This window comes from Pelagerythrobacter rhizovicinus (genome assembly GCF_004135625.1).
In the GTDB taxonomy this organism is placed as follows: domain Bacteria; phylum Pseudomonadota; class Alphaproteobacteria; order Sphingomonadales; family Sphingomonadaceae; genus Pelagerythrobacter; species Pelagerythrobacter rhizovicinus.
In genome coordinates, this window is sequence record NZ_SDPV01000002.1 from 698000 (window position 1) to 711900 (window position 13901).

Below are 13901 nucleotides of genomic sequence, written 5' to 3' on the forward strand. Positions count from 1 at the left end.
GCGTTAGCCCAAAGGGGTTAACGGACGGCTAAATGCCGCGCCCGCCGCATGAGGCTAGTGCCTGCGGATCGTGTCGAGAAAGCGCTCGCCGTACGCCTGGAGCTTCTTCGCGCCGACGCCCCCGACTTCGCCCAACTCCGCGAGCGACGCGGGGCGGCGGGCCGCCATCTCGCGCAAGGTGGCGTCGTGGAAGATGACGTAGGGCGGCACCTGTGCCTCGACCGCGAGCTCGCGGCGCAACTCGCGCAGGGCGTCGAACAGCGGATCGCCGACCGGGTTTGGCCCGCCGTCGCGGCGCCGGCGGCTGCGCTCCTTGCGCGGGGGAAGGACAATCTCGACCGTCTGCTCGCCTTTCAGGATCGCGCGCGCGTCGCCGCCCAGCGCGAGCCCGCCATGCTCGGTCGCAACCAGCGCGCCGCGTGCCTGGAGCGCGCGCGAGAGCGGCTGGAGCAGGCGCGCCTCCTCCCCATCGACGATGCCGAACACGCTCAGCCGGTCGTGGCCCCGCTGGAGCACGCGCTCGTCCTCCGCCCCGGTCAGCACTTTCTGCAGATGTCCGAAGCCGAAGCTCTGCCCGGTGCGATAGGCGGCCGAGAGCAGCTTGCGCGCGGTTTCGGTCGCATCGGTGACGCCGGGCGGCGACAGGCAGTTGTCGCAGTTGCCGCAGGTCTCGGGCGGGTTCTCGCCGAAATGGCGCAGGAGCACCGCACGGCGGCACCCGGCGGTCTCGACCAGCCCGGCGAGCGCGTCGAGCCGCGCACGTTCTCCGGCCCGCCGCGCCTCGTCCACTTCGCCCAATCGCTGTCGCGCCTGCGCGAAGTCGCCTGCGCCCCACAGCATGACCGCCCGCGCCGGATCGCCGTCGCGCCCGGCGCGGCCGGTTTCCTGATAATAGCCCTCGATCGACTTGGGGATGCCGGCGTGGGCGACGAAGCGGACGTCGGGCTTGTCGATCCCCATGCCGAAGGCGACCGTGGCGACGATCACCATGTCCTCGCTCGCGACGAAGGCGGCCTGGTTGGCGGACCGCACGGCAGGATCGAGGCCGGCGTGATACGGCAGCACCGGGCGTCCGGTCGCGCCGGCGAGCTTGTCGGCCAGGTCCTCCACCTTGCGGCGGGTTGGGGCATAGACGATGCCCGGCCCCGATTCCTCCGCCATCAGCGCGGCGAGCTGGCGCACCGGATTGTCGCGGTGGCGCATCACGTAGCGGATGTTGGGCCGGTCGAACCCGGCGAGCACCAGCCCTTCTGCGGGAATGCCGAGCTGCTCGAGGATGTCCGCCCGCGTATGCGCGTCGGCCGTCGCCGTCAGCGCGAGGCGCGGGACGTGCGGGAAAGCGTCCATGAGCCCGCGCAGCTGGCGGTAGTCGGGGCGGAAATCGTGGCCCCATTCGGACACGCAGTGCGCCTCGTCCACCGCGAACAGCGCGAGCGGGGCGGACGAGAGCAGCTCACGGAAACCGGGCTGGCTGGCGCGTTCGGGCGCGACGTAGAGCAGGTCGAGAGCCCCGGCGCGGAAGCGGTCGAGCGTCTCGCGCCAGTCGGCATCGACGCTGGTAAGCGTCGCCGCCTCGATCCCGTTCGCCCGCGCGGCACGGAGCTGGTCGTGCATCAGCGCGATCAGCGGCGAGACGACCACGCAGGTGCCCGGCAGCATCGTCGCGGGAAGCTGATAGGTCAGCGACTTGCCGGCGCCGGTGGGCATGACGGCCAGCGTAGATTCGCCGCCCAGCACGCGCTCGACCACGCGCGCCTGGACGCCGCGGAAATCGTCGTGCCCGAACAGCCGGCGCAGTTCCGCGCGCGCCGCATCGAGCGGCTCAATCCTTTGGTGTCCCGCGTCCATCGCGGATCCGCATGGCAGATGCGGCGCGGCAGGTGAACGGCCAATCGGATCATTTGCCGTTTGCCGAGGGACTTGTGCGCGGCTAGCGTGCGCGCGCCCCGGCCGAGCCGGGGCGGGATTCACAGGAGAACAAACGATGAGGAAGATCCTTGCCAGCGCGTTCGCGGCTTCGGCGGCGCTCGCGCTCGCCGCTTGCGGCAGCACCGAAGATGCGTCGGCCGATGCCGAGGCGGACACGGTCGAGATGCCGGCTGACGAGGCGCTCGCGCCCGTGACCGAAGAGCCGGTCGAAGCGCCGGTGGCCGAGCCGACCGCCGAGGACACGACGGCCGCCGACGCCAATGCCGCCGCCGACGAAGCGGGTGCAGCCGCCGCCGCCGCGGCCGCCGACGTGGCGGCCGAAGCCGCGGCCGCTTCGGAAGAGACGACCCAGTAAGCCTGTTCGCGCGCCCTTCGCGGGGCCGCAGCCAATAAGCGAAGCGGGCGGATCGTTCAGGCGATTCGCCCGCTTTTCCTTTGCCCGCCGTTCGCTATGGTGCGCGGCGATGACGCGCTCCGCCCTTCTCGCCTTCCCGCTCCTGCTCGCAGCCTGCGAACCGGCCGACAACGAGCCCGGCCCTGGGGGCGTGACGGTGGGCGAGGCAAAGGCGCTCGACGAGGCGGCCGAGATGCTCGACCAGCAGCGACTGCCGCCCGCCGCGCCCGACGAGGGCGCCGAAACCCCATCCTCCCCAGCCGCGACCCCGACGGCGGAGCCGGCACCCGCCGGATAACCGCCGATTCATCACAGCGAGAGGACACGACACACATGATTCAAAGCGGCATGGATCCGGAACTTTGCGAGCAGTTCATCGACCAGCTCGAACGCTATGTCCGGGAACGGCTGATCCCCGCCGAACGCGACGTGATCGAGCACGACCGCATCCCCGATCCGATCCTGACCGAGATGCGCGAGATGGGGCTGTTCGGACTTACCGTGCCGGAGGACTATGGCGGTGCCGGCCTCAACACCAGCCAATATGCCCGCGTGGTCAGGACGATGGCCTATGCCGCGCCCGCCTTCCGCTCGATCTTCTCGATCAACGTCGGCATGTTCAACTCGGCGATCAAGAACGGCGCGACCGAGGCGCAGAAGGCCGAATGGTGGCCGCGCATCGCCGGCGGGGAGATCGCCTGCTTCGGCCTGACTGAGCCCGGATCGGGCAGCGACAGCGCCGCCATGCAGACGACCGCCCGGCCCGATCCCGAGGGCAACGGCTGGATCCTCAACGGCACCAAGCGCTACATCACCAACGCGCCGCAAGCGAGCGTCGGCCTGATCATGGCCCGGACCCAGAAGGAGGCGCTGCCCAAGAACGCGCACGTTTCCGCCTTCATCGTGCCGATGGACGCGCCGGGCGTCTCGGTCGGCAGCGCGGACAAGAAGATGGGGCAGTCGGGCGCGCAGATCGCGGACATCATTCTGGAGGACGTGCACGTGCCGGGCGACGCCCTGCTCGGTGGGGAGACCGGCAAGGGCTTCGTCTTCGCGATGAAGAGCCTCGACAACGGGCGCATCTCGGTCGGCGCGGCGGCGACCGGCTATGCCCGGCGCGCGCTCGATTCGGCGCTGCGCTACGCCATCGAGCGCAAGGCGTTTGGCGAGCCGATCGCCAATTTCCAGCTGATCCAGCAGATGCTCGCCGAGAGCGAGACCGAGATCTACGCCGCCGAATGCATGATGGCGGACGTCACGGCGCGCGCCGACCGGGGCGAGAACATCCTGCGCAAGGCGGCCGCGTTCAAGGTCTTCGCCAGCGAGATGTGCGGCCGCGTGGTCGACCGGGTGGTGCAGGTCTACGGCGGCGCCGGCTACCTCGCCGAGTACGATGCCGAGCGCTTCTTCCGCGACGCGCGGATCTACCGCATTTACGAGGGCACGACGCAGATCCTCCAGCTCCAGATCGCCAAGCACATGCTGCGCGATTTCGCGGCGGGGGTGTGACGGCAACGGTGGCTCGGGCCCACCCCATTGCAGCTAGGCTCGCCTGCGGCTCGCCAAGCTTCATTCCCCTCCCGCAAGCGGGAAGGGAGCGAGAGTTGCCGGCTTGCCGGCTAGTCGCAGCGGGGTGGGCTCCGCACGATGTATAGCCTCCTCTCCGACCTCTCGATCGTCGAAGTCTCCAGCTTCGTCGCTTCGCCGACGGCGGGGCTCTACTGCGCGCAGATGGGGGCGGAGGTCGTGCGGGTCGACCAGATCGGCGGCGGGCTCGACTACGACCGCTACATGCAGACCGCCGAGGGGCGCTCGCTCAGCTGGGAGAACCTCAACCGCGCGAAGAAGAGCGTCGCGCTCGACTTGCGTAGCGCCGAGGGGCGCGAGCTGTGCGTCGAGCTGGCGCGCAAGACCGGCCAGCTCATCACCAACCTGCCGGAGAAGAGCTTCCTGAGCCACGCGGCGGTGAGCGAGGGGCGGACGGACATGATCTCGGTGCGGATCATGGGCTGGCACGACGGGCGCCAGGCGATGGACTTCACGGTCAATGCCGCGAGCGGCTATCCGCTGATGACCGGCCCGGCCGAATGGGACCCCGCCACCGCGCCGCCGGTGAACCAGATCCTGCCCGCGTGGGACTTCATCACCGGCGCCTACTGCGCGTTCGTGATGATGGCCGCGCTGCACCACCGCGCCGCGACCGGCGAGGGGAGCGAAGTGCGCGTGCCGCTGGGCGACGTGGCGCTGGGCACGGTCGCCAACAGCGGCGCCATGGCCGAGATGCTCTATCGCGGGGCGGACCGCGAACGGCTCGGCAACGCGATCTGGGGCGCCCTGGGGCGCGACTTCGCCAGCCGCGACGCCAAGCGCTTCATGGTCGCGGTGCTCACCGCCAAGCAATGGACGGCGATGGTGGAGGCGCTCGATATCGCCGAACCGGTCGCCGCGCTGGAGGCGGAGACCGGCGTGTCGTTCGCCCGGTCCGACCGCAACCGGTTCGAGCACCGGGAGGCACTGTTCGCGATCGTGCAGGACGCCGCCGGGCGCGAGGACTACGCGGTGCTGGCCGAGCGGCTCGCCGCGGCGGGCGCGACATTCGAGCGCTACCGGACGATGCACGAGGCGGTGACAGATCCGGTGCTCGTCGACGACAACCCGCTGTTCGGCTCCTCGCCCGCCAATCCGAGCGGGTTCGCCTATCCGGCGGCCCGCTCGCTCGCCAACCTGCCCGGACGCGCCGCCGGCGATCCGGCCCCGGCGCCCTACCTCGGCGAGCACAGCGAGGAAGTGCTCGCCGAGCGGCTCGGGCTGTCGTCGGGAGCGATCGCCGATCTGATTGACCGGGGCGTGGTGGCGCCGAGCGACCGGGGGCCGCGGTAGTTGGGACGGCTCTCACGATCCTCCCCATCGACTTGCGATGGGGAGGGGGACCGCGAGACGCGCAGCGGCTCGTGGTGGAGGGGCTATTCTCGGCACAGGCCCCTCCGTCACCCGCCTGCGGCGGGCGCCACCTCCCCATCGCAAGTCGATGGGGAGGATTGGGTCACATCGCCTTTCGGGGGAAGCTCAGCGCCTTACGTAGGGATTTGCGCGATAGTTCCTATTTGGTTATTTTTACTTGACATCAGTGGATAATTTGGTTACACCTTCATCGAGATTCGGGAGATTTGCCAATGACAAAACGCCGCGCCGCCATCGTCAGTCCCTTGCGGACGCCCGTCGGGCGCTTCCTCGGCACGCTCGCGCCGCTGACCGCGGGCGATCTCGGGGCGGCGATCCTCAAGGCGCTGATCGAGCGGAGCGGGATCGATCCGGCGCGAGTCGACGACGTCGTGTTTAGCCAGGGCTACGGCAACGGCGAGGCGCCGGCGATCGGGCACTGGGCCTGGCTTGCGGCGGGGTTGCCCCTGGAAGTCCCCGGCTATCAGCTCGACCGGCGCTGCGGGTCGGGCCTGCAGGCGGTGGTCAACGCGGCGATGATGATCGAGGCGGGGCATGCCGACGTGGTGGTCGCCGGCGGGTGCGAATCGATGTCCAACGTCGAGCACTACACCACGGCGCTGCGCGGCGGGGTGAAGGCGGGCAATGTCGAGCTGTGGGACCGGCTCACGCGCGGGCGGCTGATGAGCCAGCCGGTCGAGCGCTTCGGCGTGATCAGCGGCATGATCGAGACGGCGGAGAACCTTGCGAAGGACTACGGCGTGACCCGCGAGCAGGCCGATGAATTCGCCGTGCGCTCGCACCGGAACGCGGCGGCGGCGTGGGAAGCGGGGCGGTTCGACGCACAGCTCGTCCCGCTCGAAGTGCCGCAGCGCAAGGGCGATCCGGTCACGTTCGACCGCGACGAGGGCTTCCGCGCCGATGCGAGCATGGACACGCTCGGCAAGCTGCGCCCGATCGAAGGCGGGGTCGTGACGGCCGGCAACGCCAGCCAGCAAAACGATGCGGCCGCCGCGTGCCTGGTCGTGGCCGAGGACAAGCTGGAGGAACTGGGGCTCGAACCGATGGTGTGGTTCTCCGGCTATGCCGCGGCCGGCTGCGATCCCAGCCGCATGGGCATCGGCCCGGTTCCTGCGGTCGAGCGCCTGTTCGCGCGCACCGGCAAAGGGTGGGACGACGTCGGCCTGGTCGAGCTGAACGAGGCTTTCGCGCCGCAAGTGCTCGCTGTGCTCAAGGGCTGGGGCTGGTCGGAGGACGACAGCCGGAGGGACATGCTCAACGTCAACGGCTCGGGCATCTCGCTCGGCCACCCGATCGGCGCGACCGGCCTGCGCATCCTCGCCGACATGGCGCACGAGATGCACCGGCGCGAAGTGCGCTACGGGCTCGAGACCATGTGCATCGGCGGCGGCCAGGGGATTGCCGCGCTGTTCGAGCGGGTGGCGTGAGGATGTTCACGCGGAGACGCAGAGACGCGGAGGGGAGTTGCCCCACGAGCTCTCTGTCTTTCCCGCGAAAGCGGGAACCCATCTTCGGTCGGCTGGAACTGGGTCCCCGCTTGCCGGGGGATAACGACAGGGGACGCGACGACACCTCCGCGTCTCTGCGTCTCCGCGTGAATCAAAAGGCTCCGATATGACCGAATGGCACGCCTGGATCGGCCGCGAGCAGCGGAGCGGCGACCGGCTCGACCCTTCGCTGGCGGCGCGCTGGTGCGCGACGTTCGACCTGCCGGCGCCGTCGGGCGAGGCCATGCCGCAGGGCATTCATTTCTGCCTCTGCGCACCCGAGGCGCCGACCGCGCAGCTTGGCGAGGACGGGCACCCGCAGCGCGACGACAGCGCCGGGAGCTTCCTGCCGCCCGTACCGCTGCCCCGCCGGATGTGGGCCGCGAGCGAGATCGAATTTCTCGGTCCGATCGCGGTCGGGGCGCCGGTCGAGCGCGTCTCGCGCGTCGCGGCGACTGCCGAGAAGGACGGGCGCAGCGGGTCCATGACCTTCGTCGAGGTCGTCCACGAGACTTCGGCGGATGGTACGCTCGCCGTGCGCGAGACGCAGACGCTGGTTTACCGCGAGGCCGCGGCGGCCGACGCGCCGCTCGCGCCGCCGCCCCTCGGCGAAAGCACGTTCGACGCTGCGGGCTGGGATGCGCACCGGACGGTGCATCCCGATCCGCGGCTGCTGTTCCGCTATTCCGCGCTGACCTTCAACACGCACCGCATTCACTACGACGCGCCCTATGCCCGCGAGGTCGAGCGCTATCGCGGGCTGGTGGTCCACGGGCCGCTGACGGCGAGCCTGTTGTTGCAGCTCGCCGCGCGCGAGCTGGGCGACAACGCGCTCACGCGCTTCGCCTTTCGCGGCCTCAGCCCGGCGATCGCGGGGGAACCGCTGCACCTCGTCATGCGCGGGGCGGGCGATGCGATCGAGCTTGCCGCCTTCGCGGGCGACGGGCGGCAGATCACCCGGGCGAGCGCCGCCGCGTGAGAAAAGGGCGGCAAAAGCGCCGCCCTTTCCCTATCTGCGAATTTCCGCTGCGTTACGCTTCGGGATCGGCCTCGACTTCAGCGTCGGCATCGGCCGACGCAGAGGTGTCGCCGACTTCGGCATCGACGGCAGCGTCCGTATCGACGCTGGCATCAACCGAATCGACCGCATCGTCCGCATGCTCCTTGGTGTGGTCGACGGTGTCGGTCACTGCGTCGGTCGCGGTGTTCACCGGACCTTCGAGGCCGGTCTGCGCGTCGGCGCTGACGTCGACTTCGCCGGTGACCGGGCCGACCGCGCCAGTGGCATCGTCGGCCGACTGCGCATGGGCGACCGAGCCGGCAGCACCAAGCGCCAGGGCGAGCGAAAGGGAAATCATCTTCTTCATCGAGTCCATCCTTAATCCCGTTGCCTGGGATGGCTAGGACGTGCCGCCCCCGTCAAAGGTCCCCGAATTGCGGCGATCCGCGCTGTAAGCTCGCCGAGGCGAGGCCGTTAATCGGGGGTTTAGCTTCCGGGCCTCCGCCGTCGATCGCGCTTTCCACCGCGTGGCGCAGCGGCTAAGCGCGCCGGGCTTGCGCCAAGCAGGAGGTTTTCGAATGAACGGCAGCGATGAGACGGCGACGATCGCCAAGGCCCAGGTGCTGATCGAGGCGCTGCCCTACTTCCAGCGATATGCCGGGCGCACCTTCGTGGTCAAATACGGCGGCCACGCGATGGGCGATCCCGCCGCCGCGCGCGACTTCGCGGAAGACATTGTGCTGCTGAAGGCGGTCGGGATCAACCCGGTCGTGGTCCACGGCGGCGGGCCGCAGATCGGGACCATGCTGAAGAAGCTAGGGGTCGAGAGCACCTTCGTCGACGGGCTGCGCGTAACCGATGCGGAGACCGCCCAGGTCGCCGAGATGGTCCTCTCCGGCGCGATCAACAAGGAACTGGTCGGCTGGATCAACCAGGCCGGGGGCAAGGGGCTCGGCATCTCCGGCAAGGACGGGCGGCTCGTCACGGCCACCAAGGTGCAGCGCACGGTCAAGGATCCCGCCAGCAATATCGAGCAGGCGGTCGACCTCGGCTTCGTGGGGCAGCCGGCGGCTGTGGACACGACGATCATCGACACGGCGGTGGCGGCCGGGATGATCCCGATCATCGCCCCGATCGGCGCGGGCGAGGACGGGCAGACCTACAATATCAACGCCGACACCATGGCCGGCGCGATCGCCGCGGCACTCGGCGCGGCGCGCCTGCTGCTGCTGACCGACGTCCCCGGCGTGCTCGACAAGCAGGGCGAGTTGCTGAGCGATCTGACGCCTCCCGATATCGAGCGGCTGCGCGAGGACGGTACGATCGGCGGAGGGATGATCCCGAAGCTGGAGACCTGCGTCCATGCGGTGGAGGCGGGGTGCGAGGCGGCGGTCGTGCTCGACGGGCGCGTATCGCATGCGATGCTGCTGGAATTCTTCACCGTGCGCGGCGCGGGCACGCTGATCCGCGCGGAATGACGCCGTCTTAGGCTGTTGATACAGCCGCCCCGAACCGGGTAGGAAGGCAGCCGAACCGCCGCGCGGCCAGGAAAGGACAATACGTGGGTCTGATCATCGATATCATCGGCATGCTGATCAACGTGATCGTCATGCTGGTCATCATCCAGTTCATCATCGGGCTGCTGTTCGCGTTCAACGTGATCAACCAGCGCAACGAGTTCCTCTGGCAGGTCTACAACTCGATCAACTCGCTGCTCGAGCCGGTGCTGGCGCCGATCCGCCGTATCCTGCCGCGGACCGGGGCGATCGACTTCTCGCCGTTGGTGCTGATCATCGCCCTGCAGATCTTCATGCGCATCCTCATCTACGTGGTCTACGGACAGTAATGGCGGCCGAGATCATCGACGGGAAGGCGTTTGCCGCCTCGCTGCGCGAGAAGGTCGGCGCGCTGGCCGCCGCGTTCGAGGCGCAGGCCGGGCGCAAGGCGGGCCTCGCGGTCGTGCTCGTGGGCGAGGACCCGGCGAGCCAGGTCTATGTCGGCAGCAAGGGCAAGGCGACGCTCGCCGCCAATATGGCGAGCTTCGAGCACCGCCTTCCGGCCGAGACGAGCGCGGCGGAGCTGCTGGCGCTGGTCGACCGGCTGAACCGCGATCCGGCGGTGGACGGGATCCTCGTCCAGCTCCCCCTCCCCGGCCATCTCGACGAGCAGGCGGTTATCGCGGCGATCGATCCGGACAAGGACGTCGACGGCTTCCACGTCATCAACGCCGGGCGGCTCGCGGTCGGCCAGCGCGGCTTCGTGCCCTGTACGCCGCTCGGCTGCATGATGATGCTGACCGACCGGCTGGGCGATCTCTCGGGCCTCGAGGCGGTCGTGATCGGCCGCTCGAACATCGTCGGCAAGCCGATGGCGCAGCTCCTGCTCGCCGCCAATGCGACCGTCACCATGGCGCACAGCCGCACGAAGGATCTGCCGGACGTGGTACGGCGGGCGGACATCGTCGTCGCCGCGGTCGGGCGCGCGGAAATGGTGAAGGGCGATTGGCTCAAGCCCGGCGCGACCGTGATCGACGTCGGCATCAACCGGCTGGCGCCGGAGCCCGGCGCGGCGAAAGGCCGCCTGGTGGGCGACGTCGCCTTCGAGAAGGCGCGCGAAGTCGCCGGCGCGATCACCCCGGTGCCGGGCGGGGTCGGGCCGATGACGATCGCGGTCCTGCTCAGGAACACGCTGGTCGCGGCGCACCGCAACGTGGGGATCGCGCTGGCGGAGGATGCGATATGAAGCACGCGATGGGCGCCGTGCTCCTCGCGGGCCTGCTCGCCTCGTGCGCATCGGGCAGCAGCGATCCGCGCGAGCGCTTCTACCGCTCGCTGGCGCCGCGGGCGAACCCGAGCGCGGTGATCGCCACCGAGCTCGCCTTCGCACGCGAGGCGCGGGAGGAAGGGCAATGGACCGCCTTCCGCGAATTCGCCGCCGAGGATGCGGTGATGTTCGTGCCCGAAGCGGTGAACGCGCGCGACTGGCTTTCGGGCCGGGAAGACCCGCCCGAGCCGGTCCAGTGGCAGCCGCATCAGGTCTGGTCGAGCTGCGACGGTTCGCTCTCCGTCACCAGGGGCGCGTGGCAGCGCCCCGACGGCAGCACCGGCTATTTCACGACCGTGTGGCGCCGCGAGGGCCGCCGGGGCGACGAGGAATACCGCTGGGTGCTCGACCAGGGCGACGTGCTGGCCGAGCCGCTGCCAAAGCCGGACATCATCCGCACCACGGTGGCGGACTGCGGCGGCGATGCGCTGACGCCAGTCGCCCCCCCCATCGTTGCGGCGGCAAACGGTGCGGGCCGTTCACGCGACGGCTCGCTTGCTTATGCGTGGGTGGTTGCGAGCGATCTTTCGCGCACACTCACGGTCAGAATGCTGATCGACGGCGAGGTCGAGGAAGTCCTCCGCAGCGAAGTCGCGGCCCCGGGCGCGAGCTGATCCCGAGATGGTCGAACTCTTCGTCTCCGCCTTCATCACGCTGTTCGTGGTGATCGACCCGCCCGGTTGCGCGCCGATCTATGCGGGGCTGACCAAGGGCGCGAGCGCCGCGCAGTCGCGCGCGATGGCGATCCGGGCGTGCGTGATCGCGCTGGCGATCCTGCTGGTGTTCGCGCTGTTCGGACAGCAGCTGCTCGGCGCGCTGCATATCGAGCTCGACAGCTTCCGTATCGCGGGCGGGCTGATGCTGTTCTGGATCGCGTTCGAAATGGTGTTCGAGAAGCGGACCCAGCGGCGGGAGGAACGGGCCGAGAAAGTCGCAGCGACGCCCGAGATCGAGGATGTCTCGGTTTTCCCGATGGCCATGCCGATGCTTGCCGGGCCGGGCGCGATCGCCGCGATCATGCTGCTGATGAACGAGGCCGAGAGGACCGAGGAAACGCTCGTTGTGCTCGGCGCGCTGTTACTGGTGCTGCTCATCACCATGCTCGCCTTCCTCGCCGCCGGCCCGCTGATGCGATTCTTCGGCGACCGGGTCGAAGCGGTGATCACGCGTCTGCTCGGGGTGCTGCTGGCGGCGCTGGCCGCGCAGTACGTGATCGACGGGGTGCGAGGTAGCTTCGGGTTCTAGATCGCCGGAGGTGCGCGGATCCGGCGGGCGCAGGCGGCCGCAAGCGCCACAGCGCGCCCGAGCTTATGCGAAGAAAGCCAAGCAGGCCGGATGCCCGCGACGCGCGCTTGAGCGCGTTTACTGCAACGTGACCCGGTCCTCGTCGCCATCGCGGCGGCCGAAGAACTGCATCAGCTGGATCAGCAGCTCGCACCGCTCGCCCAGCGTATCGGCTTCGAGAAGGGCCTGCTTCGCCGCCGGATCGAACGGCGCGATCTGCGATACGCCGTTGATCAGCGACATGTCGTCGAGCCGGGCGACCGATTCCCAATCGACCCTGTAACCCTGCGCGTCGGCGAACCGGCGTGCCTCGCGCTCGAAGCCGGCCCGTTCGATGCTGCTCAGCACTTCGTCGGCGTCGTCATCGATCAGCTCGGCCTCGACCTTGCGGAAGGCGGTGGCGGTGTCGATCTCTCGCACCACGCGGAAGCGCGCCTCCCCTTCGAGCACGATGTTGTAGCGCCCATCCTCGAGCGCCTCGACCTCGCCGATCCGCCCGACGCAGCCGATCGCGAACAGCGGGGCCCCTTCGGCCGTGCGCTGTGGCTGGATCATTCCGATCCGCCGATCGCGCGCCAGCGCATCGCCGACCAGCGCCCGATACCGCGGCTCGAAGATGTGCAGCGGCAATTGCAGGCCAGGGAAGAGGATCGCACCCGGCAAGGGAAAGATCGAAAGGCGGGTCGTCATCCTACCTTATCCCGTCTGGCCGAGCAGGGGCATTGCCTCACCCGAACAGGATCTTGGACAGTCGCCGCCGCGTGGCGACGACCCAGGGATCCTCCAGCCCCACCGCCTCGAAGATCTGCAGCAGCTTCGCGCGCGCGGCACCTTCGTTCCATTCGCGGTCGTGTTCGATCATCGCCAGCAGCGTGTCTGCCGCCTCGTCGCGTCGGTTGGCGCCGAAGGCAGCCTCCGCGAAAGCGAGCTGCTTGTCCATGTCGGCCGGCGCCTCTGCCGCCGCCGCACGCAACGCCTGGAGCTCGCCCTCGTCGACCTGGGTACCGGCAAGCTCGAGCGCGCTCTTCGCGGTGCGGACTGCCGGGTCCTCCGCGAGTACGGGATCGAGCGCGTCGAGCGCCGCCTGCGCGTCGCCCGTCCGGCCCGCGGCAACAAGCGCGCGGATCAATCCTGCATGCGCCGCGGCATTGTCGGGCGCCATCGCGGTCACCTGCGCAAAAATGCCCGCCGCGCGTTCGCCGTCGCCGTCGGCGAGGATCTGCTCGCCCATGGCGACGAACTGCGCGACATCCTGCTTCTGCCGCTGCGCCGCACCGCCATCCCCGCCGCTCACCGGAAGCTGCGCGAGGAGCTGATCGAGCATCTGCTTCAGCTGGGACTCGGTGCGCGCGCTGGTCAGATCCGCCACCGGCTGGCCCTGGAACAGCGCGTAGACGGTCGGGATCGAACGAACCTGGAACTGGCTCGCGATGAACTGCTCCTCGTCGACATTGAGCTTGGCGAGCACCACCCCCTTGTCGGCATAGTCCGCCGCGACCTTTTCCAGGACCGGCGCGAGCGCCTTGCAGGGCCCGCACCACTCGGCCCAGAAGTCGAGGATGACGAGTTTCGACATCGAAGGCTCGACCACATCCTTGCGGAACCGGTCGACGGCCTTCTGCTCGTCGATATTGAGGCCCATGCTAGCCAAGACGCGCTCCCATTCGTTAGCGTTCGAACAAGCCGCCAATGTGGGCGTTTTGCCCGAATTGTGAAGGAAAAAGCGCCGGGCGATTTTCCCCTTGCGGCCCCCGGTCCCCGCTGCTAATCGCGCCGCCTCCGGCCGGAACGAAGCCTTCCGGCAACGCCATGTGAGCGGGCGTAGCTCAGGGGTAGAGCACAACCTTGCCAAGGTTGGGGTCGAGAGTTCGAATCTCTTCGCCCGCTCCATTTCTTCGACATGATCGATAGCGTTGCGTGAGTACGGGACGGGTGTCTCTGCCTGGACCGGGTATGCAGCGGCGCGGAACGCCGGGCAGTGGCGGTCGGCGGTTCGTCGAGAACGGCTGTGGACATCGCGACG

The 13901-nt window shown here is 69.2% G+C and carries 15 protein-coding genes and 1 tRNA gene; 12 read left to right on the forward strand and 4 right to left on the reverse strand.

The genetic code is table 11. From position 1 onward, the window contains the following. Window positions 1–54: 54 nt before the first annotated feature. Window positions 55–1848 carry a DNA helicase RecQ gene (gene recQ, locus ETX26_RS11200; protein ID WP_129524761.1) on the reverse strand — a complete coding sequence of 598 codons (1794 nt, stop codon included), beginning with the start codon at window positions 1846–1848 and terminating at the stop codon, window positions 55–57. Between the two features lie 136 nt (window positions 1849–1984). Between recQ and ETX26_RS11205 the strand changes: the two genes are divergently transcribed. The 6 genes from ETX26_RS11205 (at window position 1985) to ETX26_RS11230 (ending at window position 7750) form a co-directional block, all read left to right on the forward strand. Beyond that, complete coding sequence (locus tag ETX26_RS11205; RefSeq protein ID WP_129524762.1) at window positions 1985–2284, forward strand: hypothetical protein; 300 nt, start codon at window positions 1985–1987, stop codon at window positions 2282–2284. 109 nt (window positions 2285–2393) lie between these two features. Next, entirely contained in the window at window positions 2394–2621 is a 228-nt protein-coding gene (locus ETX26_RS11210) for a hypothetical protein (RefSeq protein ID WP_129524763.1), read from the forward strand. 35 nt (window positions 2622–2656) lie between these two features. Then, window positions 2657–3832, forward strand: coding sequence for an acyl-CoA dehydrogenase family protein (locus ETX26_RS11215; protein WP_129524764.1), 1176 nt, complete (start codon window positions 2657–2659; stop codon window positions 3830–3832). Window positions 3833–3970: 138 nt separating this feature from the next. Further along, the gene (locus tag ETX26_RS11220) at window positions 3971–5203 is read left to right on the forward strand and encodes a CoA transferase (RefSeq protein WP_129524765.1); all 1233 of its coding nucleotides are present in this window, start codon (window positions 3971–3973) and stop codon (window positions 5201–5203) included. Window positions 5204–5496: 293 nt separating this feature from the next. Beyond that, the gene (locus ETX26_RS11225; protein ID WP_129524766.1) at window positions 5497–6711 is read left to right on the forward strand and encodes an acetyl-CoA C-acetyltransferase; all 1215 of its coding nucleotides are present in this window, start codon (window positions 5497–5499) and stop codon (window positions 6709–6711) included. 187 nt (window positions 6712–6898) lie between these two features. Further along, entirely contained in the window at window positions 6899–7750 is an 852-nt protein-coding gene (locus ETX26_RS11230) for an FAS1-like dehydratase domain-containing protein (protein ID WP_129524767.1), read from the forward strand. A 52-nt stretch (window positions 7751–7802) separates the two neighbouring features. Here the strand turns inward: ETX26_RS11230 and ETX26_RS11235 are convergent, their stop codons facing one another. Beyond that, window positions 7803–8138: a hypothetical protein gene (locus ETX26_RS11235; RefSeq protein WP_129524768.1), complete on the reverse strand. Its 336-nt coding sequence runs from the start codon at window positions 8136–8138 to the stop codon at window positions 7803–7805. Between the two features lie 211 nt (window positions 8139–8349). Here ETX26_RS11235 and argB point away from each other — a divergent pair, with 211 nt between their 5' ends. The 5 genes from argB (at window position 8350) to ETX26_RS11260 (ending at window position 11839) form a co-directional block, all read left to right on the forward strand. Beyond that, the gene (gene argB, locus ETX26_RS11240) at window positions 8350–9249 is read left to right on the forward strand and encodes an acetylglutamate kinase (protein WP_129524769.1); all 900 of its coding nucleotides are present in this window, start codon (window positions 8350–8352) and stop codon (window positions 9247–9249) included. A gap of 110 nt (window positions 9250–9359) precedes the next feature. Beyond that, complete coding sequence (locus ETX26_RS11245) at window positions 9360–9617, forward strand: YggT family protein (RefSeq protein ID WP_129525352.1); 258 nt, start codon at window positions 9360–9362, stop codon at window positions 9615–9617. Then, window positions 9617–10513, forward strand: a complete 897-nt coding sequence (folD, locus tag ETX26_RS11250) for a bifunctional methylenetetrahydrofolate dehydrogenase/methenyltetrahydrofolate cyclohydrolase FolD (protein ID WP_129524770.1) — start codon at window positions 9617–9619, stop codon at window positions 10511–10513. Before ETX26_RS11245 ends, folD begins: the two co-directional genes overlap by 1 nt. Continuing rightward, the gene (locus ETX26_RS11255; RefSeq protein WP_129524771.1) at window positions 10510–11208 is read left to right on the forward strand and encodes a hypothetical protein; all 699 of its coding nucleotides are present in this window, start codon (window positions 10510–10512) and stop codon (window positions 11206–11208) included. The genes folD and ETX26_RS11255 overlap by 4 nt, the downstream gene beginning before the upstream one ends. A 7-nt stretch (window positions 11209–11215) precedes the next feature. Next, a complete protein-coding gene (locus tag ETX26_RS11260) occupies window positions 11216–11839 on the forward strand; it encodes a MarC family protein (protein WP_129524772.1) in 624 nt (207 codons plus the stop codon). A 117-nt stretch (window positions 11840–11956) separates the two neighbouring features. On the opposite strand, the gene ETX26_RS11265 is transcribed toward ETX26_RS11260, so the two are convergent. Continuing rightward, on the reverse strand, window positions 11957–12568 hold the full coding sequence (locus tag ETX26_RS11265) for an LON peptidase substrate-binding domain-containing protein (protein WP_129524773.1): 612 nt from the start codon (window positions 12566–12568) through the stop codon (window positions 11957–11959). A gap of 37 nt (window positions 12569–12605) precedes the next feature. Further along, entirely contained in the window at window positions 12606–13520 is a 915-nt protein-coding gene (locus tag ETX26_RS11270; RefSeq protein WP_129525353.1) for a tetratricopeptide repeat protein, read from the reverse strand. Between the two features lie 173 nt (window positions 13521–13693). Here ETX26_RS11270 and ETX26_RS11275 point away from each other — a divergent pair. Next, window positions 13694–13768 (forward strand) — tRNA-Gly (locus tag ETX26_RS11275). Window positions 13769–13901: the final 133 nt, after the last annotated feature.

Excerpts from the sequence above, each read along its gene's own strand:
- recQ (WP_129524761.1), bottom strand. The coding sequence starts at position 1,848 with ATGGACGCGGGACACCAAAGGATTGAGCCGCTCGATGCGGCGCGCGCG.
- ETX26_RS11205 (WP_129524762.1), top strand. The coding sequence starts at position 1,985 with ATGAGGAAGATCCTTGCCAGCGCGTTCGCGGCTTCGGCGGCGCTCGCG.
- ETX26_RS11210 (WP_129524763.1), top strand. The coding sequence starts at position 2,394 with ATGACGCGCTCCGCCCTTCTCGCCTTCCCGCTCCTGCTCGCAGCCTGC.
- ETX26_RS11215 (WP_129524764.1), top strand. The coding sequence starts at position 2,657 with ATGATTCAAAGCGGCATGGATCCGGAACTTTGCGAGCAGTTCATCGAC.
- ETX26_RS11220 (WP_129524765.1), top strand. The coding sequence starts at position 3,971 with ATGTATAGCCTCCTCTCCGACCTCTCGATCGTCGAAGTCTCCAGCTTC.
- ETX26_RS11225 (WP_129524766.1), top strand. The coding sequence starts at position 5,497 with ATGACAAAACGCCGCGCCGCCATCGTCAGTCCCTTGCGGACGCCCGTC.
- ETX26_RS11230 (WP_129524767.1), top strand. The coding sequence starts at position 6,899 with ATGACCGAATGGCACGCCTGGATCGGCCGCGAGCAGCGGAGCGGCGAC.
- ETX26_RS11235 (WP_129524768.1), bottom strand. The coding sequence starts at position 8,138 with ATGAAGAAGATGATTTCCCTTTCGCTCGCCCTGGCGCTTGGTGCTGCC.
- argB (WP_129524769.1), top strand. The coding sequence starts at position 8,350 with ATGAACGGCAGCGATGAGACGGCGACGATCGCCAAGGCCCAGGTGCTG.
- ETX26_RS11245 (WP_129525352.1), top strand. The coding sequence starts at position 9,360 with ATGCTGATCAACGTGATCGTCATGCTGGTCATCATCCAGTTCATCATC.
- folD (WP_129524770.1), top strand. The coding sequence starts at position 9,617 with ATGGCGGCCGAGATCATCGACGGGAAGGCGTTTGCCGCCTCGCTGCGC.
- ETX26_RS11255 (WP_129524771.1), top strand. The coding sequence starts at position 10,510 with ATGAAGCACGCGATGGGCGCCGTGCTCCTCGCGGGCCTGCTCGCCTCG.
- ETX26_RS11260 (WP_129524772.1), top strand. The coding sequence starts at position 11,216 with ATGGTCGAACTCTTCGTCTCCGCCTTCATCACGCTGTTCGTGGTGATC.
- ETX26_RS11265 (WP_129524773.1), bottom strand. The coding sequence starts at position 12,568 with ATGACGACCCGCCTTTCGATCTTTCCCTTGCCGGGTGCGATCCTCTTC.
- ETX26_RS11270 (WP_129525353.1), bottom strand. The coding sequence starts at position 13,520 with ATGGGCCTCAATATCGACGAGCAGAAGGCCGTCGACCGGTTCCGCAAG.